13 protein-coding genes are annotated in these 14,979 nt (G+C 59.3%); 5 read left to right on the forward strand and 8 right to left on the reverse strand.

Going from position 1 to position 14,979, the window contains the following annotated elements; all coding sequences use genetic code 11:
* Positions 1-46: 46 nt before the first annotated feature.
* From DW136_RS00760 to DW136_RS00775, 4 genes are all read right to left on the reverse strand, one after another.
* Positions 47-1,081 carry an SIS domain-containing protein gene (locus DW136_RS00760; protein WP_117640663.1) on the reverse strand — a complete coding sequence of 345 codons (1,035 nt, stop codon included), beginning with the start codon at positions 1,079-1,081 and terminating at the stop codon, positions 47-49.
* A 194-nt stretch (positions 1,082-1,275) separates the two neighbouring features.
* Positions 1,276-1,749, reverse strand: a complete 474-nt coding sequence (locus DW136_RS00765) for a PTS sugar transporter subunit IIB (protein ID WP_117634363.1) — start codon at positions 1,747-1,749, stop codon at positions 1,276-1,278.
* A gap of 71 nt (positions 1,750-1,820) precedes the next feature.
* Positions 1,821-2,240, reverse strand: a complete 420-nt coding sequence (locus tag DW136_RS00770; RefSeq protein WP_118288868.1) for a PTS sugar transporter subunit IIA — start codon at positions 2,238-2,240, stop codon at positions 1,821-1,823.
* A gap of 135 nt (positions 2,241-2,375) precedes the next feature.
* Positions 2,376-3,080, reverse strand: a complete 705-nt coding sequence (locus DW136_RS00775; RefSeq protein WP_118288869.1) for a GntR family transcriptional regulator — start codon at positions 3,078-3,080, stop codon at positions 2,376-2,378.
* A gap of 280 nt (positions 3,081-3,360) precedes the next feature.
* Here DW136_RS00775 and DW136_RS00780 point away from each other — a divergent pair, with 280 nt between their 5' ends.
* On the forward strand, positions 3,361-6,393 hold the full coding sequence (locus DW136_RS00780; RefSeq protein ID WP_118288870.1) for an insulinase family protein: 3,033 nt from the start codon (positions 3,361-3,363) through the stop codon (positions 6,391-6,393).
* Between the two features lie 307 nt (positions 6,394-6,700).
* On the opposite strand, the gene DW136_RS00785 is transcribed toward DW136_RS00780, so the two are convergent.
* Positions 6,701-8,356, reverse strand: coding sequence for a zinc-ribbon domain-containing protein (locus DW136_RS00785; protein ID WP_158556506.1), 1,656 nt, complete (start codon positions 8,354-8,356; stop codon positions 6,701-6,703).
* 220 nt (positions 8,357-8,576) lie between these two features.
* Between DW136_RS00785 and DW136_RS10250 the strand changes: the two genes are divergently transcribed.
* From DW136_RS10250 to DW136_RS00800, 3 genes are all read left to right on the forward strand, one after another.
* Entirely contained in the window at positions 8,577-8,840 is a 264-nt protein-coding gene (locus tag DW136_RS10250) for a type II toxin-antitoxin system HicA family toxin (protein WP_117583841.1), read from the forward strand.
* A complete protein-coding gene (locus DW136_RS00795; RefSeq protein WP_117583842.1) occupies positions 8,833-9,162 on the forward strand; it encodes a type II toxin-antitoxin system HicB family antitoxin in 330 nt (109 codons plus the stop codon). Before DW136_RS10250 ends, DW136_RS00795 begins: the two co-directional genes overlap by 8 nt.
* Positions 9,163-9,308: 146 nt before the next feature.
* Positions 9,309-9,905: a 5-formyltetrahydrofolate cyclo-ligase gene (locus DW136_RS00800; protein ID WP_117583843.1), complete on the forward strand. Its 597-nt coding sequence runs from the start codon at positions 9,309-9,311 to the stop codon at positions 9,903-9,905.
* A gap of 167 nt (positions 9,906-10,072) precedes the next feature.
* Here DW136_RS00800 and DW136_RS00805 read toward each other — a convergent pair whose 3' ends face one another.
* Both DW136_RS00805 and metA read right to left on the reverse strand, forming a co-directional pair.
* A complete protein-coding gene (locus DW136_RS00805) occupies positions 10,073-11,035 on the reverse strand; it encodes a hypothetical protein (protein WP_117583844.1) in 963 nt (320 codons plus the stop codon).
* A gap of 392 nt (positions 11,036-11,427) precedes the next feature.
* A complete protein-coding gene (gene metA, locus DW136_RS00810; protein ID WP_117583845.1) occupies positions 11,428-12,354 on the reverse strand; it encodes a homoserine O-succinyltransferase in 927 nt (308 codons plus the stop codon).
* A gap of 211 nt (positions 12,355-12,565) precedes the next feature.
* Here metA and DW136_RS00815 point away from each other — a divergent pair, with 211 nt between their 5' ends.
* Positions 12,566-13,543 (forward strand): L-lactate dehydrogenase, encoded by a 978-nt coding sequence (locus DW136_RS00815; RefSeq protein ID WP_118288871.1) that lies wholly within the window; start codon positions 12,566-12,568, stop codon positions 13,541-13,543.
* 382 nt (positions 13,544-13,925) lie between these two features.
* Here the strand turns inward: DW136_RS00815 and DW136_RS00820 are convergent, their stop codons facing one another.
* On the reverse strand, positions 13,926-14,894 hold the full coding sequence (locus DW136_RS00820; protein WP_117583847.1) for an SIS domain-containing protein: 969 nt from the start codon (positions 14,892-14,894) through the stop codon (positions 13,926-13,928).
* Between the last annotated feature and the right edge of the window lie 85 nt (positions 14,895-14,979).

A 14,979-nucleotide genomic window follows, 5' to 3' on the forward strand; every position in this document is an offset into this window, starting at 1 on the left:
CATTCTGCGCAGCTCGCCTGCAGACAACCGCAGCAATTTGAGAGGATTAGTAGTTCATCTGGTGATAGTAACGACGCGTGGTGAGCGGGTGGTTACGGACGTGCTCGAGATGGCAGCTCAGACGCTCGGTGATGGTGTAGGTGACCATCGGGGAGACGATCTTGCGGAACTCGGGGTCGCTGAACGGCAGCTCGACCTCGGCGGTGTCAAACTTGTTCACGCGGACGTTGACGCCCTTCTCGTCGGCGAGCATGTGAGTGAAGTTGTCCACGCGGTCCATGAGCTTACGGGTGTCGTCCTCGCCGTAGAGCATGATGAGGCTCGTGCCTTCCTCGCACAGCTCGATGGTGCCGTGGAAGAACTCGGCGGCGTGGATGGACTTGGTCTTGATCCACTGCATCTCCTCGAGGATGCACATGGCGTAGTCGTAGGCCTCACCCCAGAGCATGCCGGAGCCAATCACCATGTGGTAATCGGTGTCCTTGAAGTCCTCGGCCATGGCGGCGCAGCGCTCGTCCTGAGCGTCCTTGGCCTTGATGAGGTACGGAGCGATGTTGCCGAACTCTTCCATGAAGGTGTCGTACTTGGGGAAGGCGCCGGCGTTCTTGAGGAAGCGGGCGACCAGCGTGATCTGGTAGGTGTAGATGGCCTCGCACAGAACGTCGTCCTCGGCGAAGCTGAAGAACTTGTAATCGGCGTACTCGGTGGCCGGGGTGTTGTCGTTGGAGACATACATCAGCGTGCGGGCGCCCTGCTCCTGGCAGAACTTGGCAGCCTCAATGATCTCGGGGGTGGTGCCGGTACGGGTGGAGAAGACGCAGACAGAATCCTTGTTGAAGGTCTTGGGCGGGCAGGCGAGGAACTCTGCGGCGATCTCGCAGTGGACATCGACGTCGGCCGTGGTGGTCTCGACCCAATACTTCATCGGGAGCGTGTGGGCCCAGGTGCCGCCGCAGCCGATGAAGAAGATGTTGGAATAACCCTGCTCGCAGACCTCGTCCACGGCAGCCTCAATCTGAGGACGGAGAGCGAGGGCATCGCTCACAACCTTCTCGTAACGAGGCTCATCGAAATTGAACATCCCTTACTCCTAACTCACTTGGATGAACCCTTCATTCATCCCATGACGTTATAATACTTTATATAACTAACTATGCAAGAACTATTTCAGATTTTTTTGATTTTTCTTTAATAAAAAGCCCGCCGATCAAATGATCGACGGGCATAGGCATAGAGCATTGGTTCAATAAATGCCGAGCATCAACGTGTTTCCGGCTAGAAAACGTCCTTGGCAAACACCTTAGCGTCATTGGGAACCTGACGGATTTCGATGGCCACGCCATCGCCCAGGAGCTCTTGGATATGCTCGGCATCTTTCTCGGTCGCAAAGATCGCAGGGGTCGGATGAAGCGTGGTCTCAGGGGTCTTTCGGGTTCCGCCCAGATTGATCTCTTTGATGTCTTTGCAACCCTTAGCGAGACGATAGACATCTTCAATCGTCTCAGTGATGATAAACAGCGAATACTTGTCGGTAACGCCGCTGTTGAGCGCCTCGATAGCAGCGTCAACATCCTTGATGACGAGTTTAACGCCGTTGGGGCGGGCGAGCCTCAAGGCCGCCTTCCTCATGTCGTCTTTTGCCACAGCATCGCTGGCAAGCAAGATGCAATCTACATCCAAAGCGTGAGTCCAGGACATGGCAACTTGGCCGTGAATCAGTCGGTAATCAACTCTCGTAAGCTTAATCATCGTTATCATCTCCGCACGTGATAAAGGGAATGACAGGTGTGGCCCCTAGCTAGGGCTCGAACCAGAACTAACTAGAACTCTTCTTCCTCGGCGCCGGCAAGCATGTCCGCCGCCTCGCAAAGCTGAATAAACGAACGCGATCCCTCGACCGCGGCTTTGGCCTTGTTCGCATCCAGGGAGTCCAGCTGTGTAACCATTTCCACCAGCAGCGGCAAGTTCATTCCAGCGATTAACGTAAACGATCCGTCGGTCTGCCTCTGAATGAATTCGTTGTTTACAGAGCCGCCAAAGATGTCAGTCACGACAAACCAAGAGTCGGCAGGGTCCCTCGTCTCCATCCATGCATCAATCAACGCCGCGACGTCCCTTGAATCGTCATCGACATAGGCGCACAGGCACTCGATTCGGTCGTTGGTGCCCATCAGAATCTCCAGAGAGCTTTTCATGCCTTGGGCGAGATAACCATGACTCGCTAGCAATATCTTATTCATAGTTCTCCAATACCAATAGGACGTACTATATTGTCATAACAAAGTATATTAGCAATCTACCCTACGTGGTGTGTCTATTTTCCAAATCCGCGAACGGTAACAATTGGTCGGTAAATCGACCAATCTACCGCTAATTTACAGATAGAACTTCAGTCGCTCGGTGCAGTACACCTGACGGGAGATGAAAAGCGGCTCGCCACTTGGGGCATAACGTCTATCGACAAACAGAAGCAGCGAAGAGCCCAGCTCCACGTTAAGGTATGCCGCCTCGAGCTCGCTCGCATAGCAGACCTCGAGCGTACGCGTGTTGGGACCCATCTTGATCCCCTGGCGATCGAGTACCGCCATCAGCGAATCATCGAGGGACTCATGCTCCAAAAAAGAAAGCGCAGCGGAATAGCTATTGGTTTCCAGCATCGTGGGCTTGCCATCCACAAGGCGCAGACGACGGCTACGCAATACCTTTTGGGTATCGTCTACGCCCAGGAACTTCGCGTCTCGCAGACTTGGGAAGTCCCAGCCCATTTCGAGAACCCTGGTAGACGCCTGTTTGCCCGCAAGCTGGCACGAATGGGTAAAGCTCTCACGGTCGTCCGCGGCATACATCTGCGTGTCCGACGAAACGAACGTGCCCTTGCCGCGGGCCCTCTCAACAAGCCCAGCATCTTCCATTTCTTTAATTGCGGAGCGAACCGTTATTCGGCTCACGCCAAATTGCTCGATAAGCTCCGCCTCGGTCGGAAGCTTATCTCCCGGGCGGTACGTGCCGTTGGCGATTGAATCAGAAAGCGCACGAACAATCTGTTTGTACAGGGGGATAACGCTATTTGCCTCAACCATATCAACCATACCTTTACAAGAAATCAGCAGTTTATAGATAGATGACTTATATTGTATTAGAACTTTTTAGGAGTCCATATATTTCCTAAATGATTCGGTAAACGGGGTGTTATTTCACTTTAGCGGGATGCAGCGGCTACCCGCGGCATTCGCCGTCAACCCAGTTAGGCTAGTCCACCCACATCGTCTTCAGTTCGATGCAGAGCCGCGGCCCCATATGGGTATACTCTCGGGGATTCGACTCGATTCGCCCCCGTTGGGGCGCCAAAGGAGACTGCATATGCCCACTACCTCAACCGACCCGCGCGCCGCTGCCGCCGCGCTGCTGGTGCCCGGTACCACCTGCCATGGTTTTGCCGTCGAGCGCTGCGAGACCGTGCCCGAGCTCGACTCGGACGCTTACGTGCTGCGCCATACCACCTCGGGCGCTCGCCTGCTGCACCTGGCGTGCAACGACGAAAACAAGGCCTTTGCCATTGGCTTTAAGACGCCGCCGGCCGATTCCACCGGCGTGTTCCATATTCTTGAGCACTCGGTGCTGTGCGGATCGGCCAAGTTCCCCGTCAAGGAGCCGTTCGTGGACCTGATCAAGAGCTCCATGCAGACGTTCCTCAATGCTATGACCTACCCCGACAAGACCATCTACCCCGTTGCCACTACCAATGAACAGGACCTGTACAACCTGATGGACGTGTACCTGGACGCGGTGTTCAACCCGGCCATCTATACCAAGCCCACCATTTTTGAGCAGGAGGGCTGGCACTACGAGCTGGACCTGCCGGAGGGCGCTGGCGGCGACGGCAGCGCCGCCAGCCTGCGCGAGGGCACGCTGCGCTATAACGGTGTAGTGTTCAACGAGATGAAGGGCGCGCTGTCCGACCCCATGAGCGTGCTGGACGACGCCGTCAACGCCGCGCTCTACCCCGACACCGCCTATGCGCACGAGAGCGGCGGCGATCCGCGCGCGATTCCCGCGCTCACCTACGAGCAGTTCCTGGATACGCACGCGCGCCACTACAATCCTTCCAACTCTTATATAACGCTCTACGGCGACCTAGATGTGGACCGCGCGCTGGCGTTTTTGGACGAGCGTTATCTGTCGCAGCCGAGCGCTGCGAGCCGCCGCATGGACGCTGCCGTTGCCGCCGGCGAGGACCCGTCCGCGCTGGCACCCAATCCGCTGGGCGTGCAGACGCCCGTGACCTGCGAGTACAAGCGCGTCGAGATGGCCACCACGCCCGAGAACGCCCTGGTGGGCCTGGGCCTTGTGCTGGGCAGCGCACTCGACCGCAAGCGCACGATCGCGGCGGATATCCTGTTCGAGGCACTGCTGGGCTCCAACGAAGCACCGGTTAAGAAGGCCATTCTGGCCGCCGGCCTGGGCGGCAACGTGGTGAGCTACACCGCGGCCGAGTGCCTGCAGCCCTACGAGCTCATCATGCTGCAAAACGCGCAGCCCGGCGTGGCGCGCGAGCTGCGCCGCGTGTTCCAGGACGCCTGCCGCGACCTGTGTGAGCACGGCGTTCCGCGCGAGCGCCTGGAAGCTATCATCAGCAACAACGAATACGACCTGCGCCAGCGCGACTACGGTATCGCCGACGGCGTGGCCATTGCGTGCGACGCGCTGAGCACGTGGCTCTACGATGACGACGCCGCGACGCTGGCACTCAAGTATGGCCCGGTGTACAAGGAGCTGCGCGGCGAGCTGGAAGGCAGCTACTTTGAGGACCTTCTGCGCGAGCTCGTGCTGGAGAACGACCACATGGCGCTGGTCGAGCTGGTTCCGGTGGACGCCGCTGAGGGTTCGGAGGGCGCCGAAGCTGCCGAGCTGGCAGCCAAGCGCGACGCCATGACCGATGCCGAGCTGGCCGACGTGGTCGAGCGCACGGCTGCGCTGCGTGCCGCGCAGGAGGCCGAGGACACGCCCGAGGACAAGGCCACGCTGCCGCGCCTGCGCGTGTCCGACATTGGCGAGGCGCGCCCCGAGCCGCCGCTGGTCGTAGACACGACCGCGCCCATCCCCTGCCTGCGCCACGGCATCCCCACCAACCGCCTGGCCTACGCCATGCAGTATTTCGACCTGAGCTGCGTCGCATTTGAGGACCTGCCCTATGTGACGCTGCTCTGCCGCCTGCTCAAACAGCTGCCCACGAGCGAGCACTCGGCCGAGGAACTCGACAATCTGCTCGCCGGCAAGCTGGGCTTTTTGAGCTTTACGACCGAGGTCATGACACAGCCCGACGTGGACGGCGTGCGCCCTTATCTGCTGGTGAGCGCCGGCGCCCTGTCCGAGAAGATCGATGCGCTGGCGAGCCTGCCGCGCGAGGTGTGGTCGAGCACGCTGTTGCTCGATGCTGACGCCGACCGCGTGCGCGACGTGCTCACGCAGATTCGCATTGGGCTTGAGCAAGGCTTTATCAACAACGGACACTCGGCGGCACTCGGCCGCGCGATGAGCTACACCTCGCCTTCGGCCGTGGTGCGCGAACAGCTCTCGGGCGTGGACTTCTACCTGTTCCTGCGCGATCTGCTCGAGCACTTTGACGAGCAACTGGACAATCTGCGCGCCAAGCTTGCCGAGCTGGCAGACCGCATCTTTGTGGCCGACGGCTGCCTGGCGAGCTTTACCGGCAGCGATGAGGACTTTGACGCGTACTGGGATGCCGCGGGCGACCTGGGGCTTGGCGCAGGCGACGGCGCTGGCAGCGGCACGCTCGTGGTACCGGAGCCGCGCGACCGTCGCGAGGCTTTCGTTATCCCCAGCGACATCTGCTTTGCGGCAAGCGCGTGCGACCCGCGTCGCCTGGGCATCAACGTGACGGGCGCTTGGGCGGTTGCCGCCAACGCGCTCTCCTACGACTACCTGTGGAACGAAATCCGTGTGAAGGGCGGTGCGTACGGCTGCGGATTCCGCGCGGCCGGCGAGCGTCAGGCGGCGTTCTACACCTACCGCGACCCGGCGGTCGATCCTTCGATTGAGCGCGTGGAACGCGCCGGTGCATGGCTCGGCAGCTTTGAGCCCGACGAGGCCGCCTTTGAGGGCTTTATCGTGAGCTGCGTGAGCGGCATGGACGCGCCCGTGAAGCCGTACGCGCTCACCAAGCGCCGCAACACGACCTACCTGGCTGGACTCGATCCGCATGCCCGCGAGGAGCGCCGCGCCCAGATGCTCGCCGCCACACCCGGTGAGCTGCGCTCGCTCGGCGCCGACGTGACGCGCATCGCAGCCGCGTCGCCCACCTGCGTCTTTGGCGGCCGCGACGTCATCGCCAAGAGCAACGCCGGCTTTAACGTCGTCGACCTGCTGGGCTAACCACAAAGGTAGATTTTTGGGACATGCCTAAAATCTACCTTTTCTTTTTCCGCCGCTTGGGCGGGCCAGCTCAGACCGTCCCACCAGTTTTGTCTCGATCTGTAACAGCTAGGCGGCAATATCGGCTCCAGATGTTACAGATCGAGACGTTTCCGAATGGCGCTGGCTCTTTGTCTCAATCTGTAACAGCTAGGCCCATTTATGCCGAGTTACTGTTACAGATCGAGATAAACCGCCGCAGACACCCGCCCTTCAGCAAAAACCACCCAAAGGTGTCTGTCCCTTTGGGTGGTTTGCGAGTGGGCCGCTACTTGATAAACGGGTTCAGCCAGGCCTCTAACGGATTGAGCTCGTACATGGTTGCAAAGCGCTCACGACCATAATCGGAGTCGTTGTTCCAGCTACCCTGGTCGACGTCGTACTCTGCATCCAGACGAATCCACTCCTCCGGCTTGTTCTTCTCGTGCTTGTTGCAGAAGTAGCGCTGGTACTCGACCTCGTGCTCAAACTCAAACTCGGCATCCGAACCGCGGCCGGCATACTCGTCGACCGACGTCAGGTTGCCGTGGTCGTCGTAATAGAACTCCGCATAGCCGCCGCGCTCGGAATCGATCCTGTCGAGCTTTCCGTCGCTGTACGAATAATCCACCGCGGCATACGAGTTCAGCGAGCCGTAATCGTTGCCGTGCGAGTCATAGGCCACAGGCGAGATACGCGAAATGTTGCCGTCCTTGTCATACTCGTAGCCCGCGGTGATCGTCCACCTGGTGCCCACGGTGTCGCCCTGACAGTCCAGCGTAAAGGACGTCACGCGATCCTTGTCGTATCCGTACGAATACACGACCGTCCGAGGATTGGCCGGGCTGGTATCGGTGTTGGTCACCATGTTGCCGTCCTGGTAGACATACGTGCTCGCGCTCTCGCCGTAACCCGCATGGGTCGTCTTGTTGATCAGGTTTCCGTCCGCGTCGTAGGTAAACGTCGTGGTGCTCGACGAATCGCTCATGTCGGCATCGCAGTCGATGCGCGTGACGTTACCGTCGGCGTCGTACGTAAACGTGTTGACGTTCACGTAACTGCCCGCCAGATCTTCCTCAATCTCCGAGATACGATGCGACTCATCGTGCTCGACGCTGTAGCTTACGCCGCCACCTTGCTTGACGGCAGACGTGAAGCCCGTGACGTAGCCGTTTTCATCGCGCTCGATCTCGTAGATATCGCCGTACTGGTCCGATTTATCGGTGCCTTCGTAGGACACCGGCAGCCACAGTTCGTCAAGCTGTGTGTCCTTAATGCCGCTGACCTTCGTATCCTGCGGCAGTGCCAGTGTGGCGAGCTTCTTTTTACCCGAAAGATCAACGTTTTTGAGCTCCCCGGCATTTGAAAGGTCAAGCTTCTCGATGTTGTCGCAACCGTCCAGGTTAACGACGGTGACGTTACTCGCCGAGTTAAGCTCGACGGTTTTAAGGTCTCCGCAGCCCGAAAGGTCCAGGTTGACGAGTTTATCCCCACCGTATTCCACACTGGTAACGTTGGGGAACACCTTGCCCAGGCCCTGCGTCGACGCGACGCCGTCCAGCTCGACCGACGTCACCGCCTTGGCCTCGTCGCGCGAGATGCGGCCGTCACCGTTAGTGTCGTACTTGGTCGAGACAAGCGCACGCATGCCGCTGTCCGGGAAGGTTTTCTCGTCGATAGGCGTGGTCGCGATCTGGGTGAAGTAGAACAGCGCTCCCCCGCCGACACCCGCCGCCACGGCAAGCACCGCGGCAAGGGCGATGAGGGGCTTCTTGGAACGCTTGCGCCGCGCGGGCTGCTGCACGGGCACGTATTGCCCAGGAGCGGGCGCAGCAGGCTGGGGTTGCTGCGTGGCCGCGACCTGGTCAGGTGCTACGGGCGCACCGCATACGGGGCAAAAGAGGACGTCGTCGACAAGCGGCGTGCCACACGAGCGACAAAACATGGCGGGCTCCTTTCGATTCATTCCTTCTACGATGAAGGTACACCCAAAGCCGCAGCCCTTGTTGCGCAACATTCAGCCCAAACCGCCGCAAAGGGGCGCAGTTCACAGGTGCCTTTGTGGTGGTTCGAACACTTGTTCATACGTACACATGTTCTATAGTAGAGATGCTTGCATCGGACCTAAATTGCAACTAGGATATAGTTGCAGAATGTGAGGCGGGATGACTCGGCCCGATAAACTCATCGCCCAACTGCTTAGCTGCCCTTCGACGTATCGGTATACCGATTTTTTAAAAGTCATGGCTTCATATGGCTTTGAAATGGACAACAAAGGCAAGACATCCGGATCGCGCGTTCGCTTCTACAGGCCATCAGATGGCAGGATGTTCGTAATGCACGCGCCACATCCATCTGGCGAATTGACAGCGGGGACTATTCGAAACATCGTTCGATTTCTGCAAGATGTCGGAGGTAGTCATGAGTAACGTTTTGGCATACAAGGGCTATTTCGCCCCCGTTGAGTTCGATGTCGAACAGCATGTGCTAACAGGTATGGTCACCGGCATTAGGGACGCAATCGTATTTGAAGGCTCTACGGTTAAAGAAGTGGAGCAATGCTTCCACGACGCCGTCGACGATTACCTTGAGTTTTGCGCCGAGAAGGGCAAGGAACCCGAGCGGGCTTTTAAGGGGTCGTTCAACGTAAGAACGGGCTCTGAGCTCCACAAGCAAGCGGCGCTGGCGGCGGCAAAGAAGGGTGAGTCACTCAATAAGTTTGTGACTGAAGCAATTGCTGCGGCGTTATAGCATTAACGCCTAGGCCCAAACAACCACAAAGGGCGCAGTTCGCAGGCATATTTGCGGTGGCTTTACTGCTCATATCGCGTTTGCCCAGATAAAAGCTGCCAAAATAAACCTGTCCCTTTTTGGTAGATTTGGGAGATGAGGCTGGGATGGATAAAGCTGAGCTGCGGCGGGCGGTGATTGCCCGGCGCGATGCTATTGATTTGGATGTTCGGGCAGCGAAGTCTGCTGTTGTATGCGCGCGGCTTGTTGAGCTGTTGGATCGCTTGGATGCCGCGGCGCCACACACCGTTGCTGTCTATGCTGCGATGGGTTCCGAGGTCGACCCAGCCGCGTTTGTCGCTGCGGCCGCCAAACGCGGCTGGCGCGTGGCCTATCCGTGCATGCTCTCGGCAAGCGACGCCGCCGCATGCGGCCAGCGCATGTGCATGCGGGCAGTCTCTGCCGGCGATGCGTCCGAGGCCCCGTTTATCGCCCACCCTACGCGGGCCTTCGCAGCCACGGACGTCGACAGCGGCCACTTCCCCATCGTGCCCGCCAAGGCCCTCGACATGATTATCGTGCCGCTCGTGGCTTTCGACCGCACCGGCGCGCGCCTGGGCTACGGCGGCGGCTGTTACGACCGCTACCTGCCCACGCTTTCGGCAACATGCCAGGTCGTCGGCATCGCCTTTGACGAGCAACGCGTCGACCACGTTCCCACCGATGCGCACGACCTGCCGCTGTCCCACATCGTCAGCGCCTAGCCGCCGCTGTATCGCACCCGCAAGATGAGCGTGGAAAATCTCCCACTTTGAGCCCCCTTACGAGCTAAAAACGGGAGATTATCCACGCTCATTCAACAAGCGTCCGAAAATCCACGCTCGTCCGTCCGATTTTCCACGCTTGTGCAGCCAAACGCTCTGCAACTGCCTCAGCACGCACGCGGCACGCCGGCGACCTTGAGCTTGCGATCGAACTTTGTCGGATCCCTTAGATCATCCCAGCACAAGCGCACGATCTTGCAGTTATCAAGCAGCGAAAGCCTCGACTCGCGCTGGCGCTCATCGAACTGCGTCTTCGCGAGCTTGCCCTCCTCCGCTGCCTTCTCGCTTTTAACAAATCCGTCGAACTCCCCGATAATCAGCCGGTCGCCCACGCGCCACAAGTAGTCGACGCGATACGGTCGTCCCGGCTCAACCGGGTCGAACAGCTCAACTTGCAACTCCGGCGTCTGCCAGCCGCGCTCGATCATCAGGGCACGCGCCTTGGACTCGCCGCCACTTTCCGACAGCCCATCGGCACATCGTGCAACCCTGCGCGCCGTCACAACACCGCGACGATTCAGGCCAAGCTTGTCGACAGTCTCAACGAGATGCTCCTTCGACAAAAGTTGCTCATGGAGCGCCGAATCCGCGATGATCAGTCCCTCGACAAACGATGCATCGACCAAGCAATCCGTAATCGTTTGATCGATATCGGTTACGGCGATATCCATCTGGGTGGCCCGTGTTTGACGAGCATAGCGATGACGAATGACCTGAGAGCCCGGCGTCGTCGATTGGGCCGGCATCGCGGCGATATGGATGTGCGTCAAATTGGCATGCGAAACCGAAAGGCCATAGATAACAGCCGCCGTATAGGAGCAAAATGTCCAGTCGGGGTGCTTTTGCGCAAGCGCCCGCACCCGATGCAGATAACGCTGCCGAAACTTGAGCTCGGACCAGTATTCCGGACGCGCATACAGCCCCGGCATGACCGCTTCGAGACTTCCCGCCTCCGCCCGCCGCTGAATCTGCTTTGCCTCCGCCGCCGTGCGCGCGTACACGCAGCTCATCTGCTGTTCGCATGCTTTAATGTGACTTGCAAGCCTTTGATTCGCCGTCATGTTTCCCATGTCGCCTCCCAAATCTTGGAACGGCGCAAACGTACCAGACGGTTTCATGCGAAGTCTGACCAAATACCGTCCAGGCGCTGACCAAATGCTTGACGGTTTTGGACGTTTTAGGCTGATGTCTTATATCTGCAGGTAGGGCGGTTGTCGAGAGGTCCCTGTCTCCACATTTTGAGGCCTTGGTCCATCGGATTATCAGAAAGAAAAACCCGTCGAGATTCAAGACTACGCCAAATGCGACTTTGCCTCTGCACGCACCGTCGCTTAGCCGAGCCATCGGCATCTACATGCCTAAAAAATGAGCGTGGATAATCTCCCGTTTTGAGCCTAGTTTCAAGCCAAAAGTGGGAGATTATCCACGCTCGTCACGCCGCCGGCACAGCAGCAGCCGTAGCCTAGTGCTCCTCGCCGGCGCGGGCCAGGTCGTAGGGTGTGGTCTGGTAGACGTAGTAGTTGAGCCAATTGGTGTAGAACAGCTGAGCCTGGCTGCGCCAGACGTTACGCGGCTCGGCGGTGGGGTCGTCGTTCGGGAAGTAATGCGCCGGCACCTGAGGGTTGAGGCCGCGCTTAACGTCGCGCTCGTACTCCAGACGCAACGTGTCGGTATCGTACTCGGGATGGCCAAAGACAAAGAAGCGACGGCTGTCGGTCGACTTGACAATGTACAGGCCTACCTCGTCGGACACGGCCACGACTTCAAGCTGCGGCTCGGCCTCCACGTCCTCGCGACGCACATCGGTGTTGCGCGAATGCACGGCATAGAAACGGTCATCGAAGCCGCGGACCAGCGGGCTTTGCGGCTTCACCAGATAATGCTCGAACACGCCGCTCGCCTTTGCCGGCAGGTCGTATTTCTGAATACCGTAATGATGATACAAGCCGGCCTGTGCGCCCCAACAAATATGCAACGTAGAGTGCACGTGCGTGGTGGACCAATCCATGATCTGGCAGAGCTCGGGCCAGTAGTCGACCTCCTCGAACGGCATCTGCTCCACCGGCGCGCCCGTGATGATCAGGCCGTCGTAGTGGATGTCGCGGATGTCGTCGAACGTGCGGTAAAACGTCTCCAGGTGGCCGGCGCTCACGTGCGTGGCCTCGTGCGTTTTGGTGCGCAGCAGGTCCACCTCCACCTGCAGCGGCGTGTTGGAGAGCTTGCGCATGATCTGCGTCTCGGTGGCGATCTTGGTGGGCATGAGGTTGAGGATGAGCACGCGCAGCGGACGGATGTCCTGGTGCAGCGCGCGGTACTCGGTCATGACAAAGATGTTCTCGCTCTCGAGCTGCGCGGCGGCAGGGAGGGCGTCGGGAATGCGAATGGGCATGGATGCTCCTTACGAGTCAGTTGCAGCTATGGTACAACGAGCAGCCCTATCCGCGCGAGCACATCGCCCAGCGATGCCGTCAGCGGCCCAAATCACCCCAAAAGTAGAGATTAAGGCATGTCCCAAAAATCTGCGGCGCTTTATCCTAGCAAAGTGGTAGCAGGACGCTACAATGGTTCGACGCGAAAAACTCGGCCGAAAGGATACATATATGTACCAGACGCGTAAGATCGGTGTGGTCGGCCAGGGCCACGTAGGAGCACATGTCGCCAACAGCCTGCTCATGCAGGGCATTGCCGACGAGCTGTACCTGTGCGATATCAACGAGGCCAAGGTGACGTCCGAGGTCCAGGACCTGCGCGACTCCCTTTCGTTTGTCCCGTACAACACCAAGATCGTCAACTGCTACGACCACTACGAGGAGCTGGCCTGCTGCGACGTCATCGTCAACGCCGCCGGTAAGGTCGCGCTGGCCGCTGGCAACCGCGACGGCGAGCTGTTCTTTACCACCGACGCCGCCCGCTCCTTTGCCAAGCGCATCGTCGACGCCGGCTTCGACGGCATCTTCGTGAGCATCTCCAACCCCTGCGACGTCGTGTGCACCGAGCTGTGGCACCTGACCGGCTACGATCCCAAGAAGATCATCGGCTCGGGCTGCGGTCTGGACTCCGCCCGCCTGCGCACCGAGATCTCCAAGAAGGTCGGTGTGAGCCCCAAGTCCATCGACGCCTACATGATCGGCGAGCATGGCTTTAGCCAGCTGGCCGCCTTTAAGGCCGCAACCATCGCCGGCAAGAGCCTCAACGAGCTTCAGGCCGAAAACCCCGACAAGTACGCCTTTGACCACATGGAGGTCGAGGAGCTCGCGCGCAAGGGCGGCTATGTGACCTACCAGGGCAAGCAGTGCGCCGAGTACGCCGTCGCCAACTCCGCTGCGCGTGTCTGCGCCGCCGTGCTGCACAACGAGCATGCCGTGCTTTCGGCCTCCACGCTCATGACCGGCCAGTATGGCGAGGAGGGCATCTTCACCTCCCTGCCGTGCGTGATCGGCGCCGAGGGCGTCGAGGAGGTCTACACGCTCGACCTTTCCGAGCACGAGCTCGAGGGCTTCCACAAGAGCTGCCAGCACATTCGCGACAACATCGCCCAGCTCGACTGGTGGGATGCCGAGGCCTACGACGCAAAGTAGTTCGCCGGTTGACGCGGCAACTCGCTCATAACGGACGCAATGCAGGGCGGGCCGTGCCGGAAATCCCCGGCACGGCCCGCTTTTTTGGCTCACGCGACACGCTCGCAGATTCAGGTCTAATACTTTTCCCGCAAAGTGAGCGAGCAAAATCGGACCCCCGAAGCATCGACACTTTTCAGCTGCTATTTCCTGCGGTTTCATCGAGATTTTCCTGCGGTTTTGGCGCCAAAAAGTGCGGATGCTTCAGGGGTCCAAAATAGGTCGTTCACTTCTGGGGAAAGTATTTGACTTCGTTATCAGACAGCTGGGACGGGGTGCCGCGACGCAAACGGGACCCTCGTTTGGTGAAGGCCCCGTCGTAAAAGATTGCTTTCCCAGCTACTTAGTACTGCTCGATGCCCATGTAGCGACGAACCTCGGGGCTGTGGTCGAACACCTTGCCGCGAGCGGCGCGCAGCTCGCGGCTCATCGCGTAGAAGAAGATCGGCTCTAGGAACGAACGCACGCTGGCGGGCACCTCACCCACGCCGTACTCGAGCGCATCGAGCACCATGACCGTATCGGTATGCGTGTTGAGGAATGCGAGCGCCCGCTCCTCCATGGGGCGACACTCGCCCGATCCGAGCTGTACAAAGTAGAACACGCCGGGCTCGGTGGCTTCGAACGGGCCGTGGAAGTACTCGCCGGAGTGGATGTAGCAGCAGTGCTGCCACTGCATCTCCATGAGCGAGCAGATGGCCATGGCGTAGGTCTGGCTAAAGTTGGGGCCGGATCCCAGGATGTAGAAGAACTCGTGCTGCTGGCAGAGCTCGGCAAAGCGATCGCCCAGCTCGGCATTAACCTTCTCGCGGGCAGCGGGCAACAGCGCATCCATCTGCTTAAGGCCGGCGTACATATCGGCGAGCGCCTCGTAACCCTCCTGCTGGTGGAGCAGTTCGGCGGCGATCAGAGCGCCGATGCCCTGCGGCACCTCGGCCTGCGACACGCCCTCGCCCCAAGGGTAGACCCAGGTGGTCCACTTGCCGTTATCAATCTTGGAGCCCTCGCAGTCTGTCATGGCCACGACCTCGGCGCCGGCTGCCAGCGCCATCTCGCAACCGTCGACGACCTCCTGCGTATTGCCGCTGTGGCTGCAGGCGATGACGAGTGACTTCGGCCCTAGGCTCTTGGGGGCCATCAGGCAAAACTCGCGCGCTGTGTAGACCGTCGAGGTAAACGTGGTGGCCTCGCGCTTGAGCAGTTCGTTAGCCGGCATGAGGTCGATCATCGAACCGCCGCAGGCGATCCAAAAGACATTCTCGACCTTGCCCTTGCGCTCGATGATTTCCTGAATCAGATCGTGTGCGTTCACGGTGACGCTCCTCCTTGTGTGGCGGCTTTGGACGACGGCAGCTCGTACCTGCAGTCGTTCTATGTTGTTCTATTTATAGCATGCA

It is taken from the genome of Collinsella sp. AM12-1 (assembly GCF_003472325.1).
Taxonomy (GTDB): domain Bacteria; phylum Actinomycetota; class Coriobacteriia; order Coriobacteriales; family Coriobacteriaceae; genus Collinsella.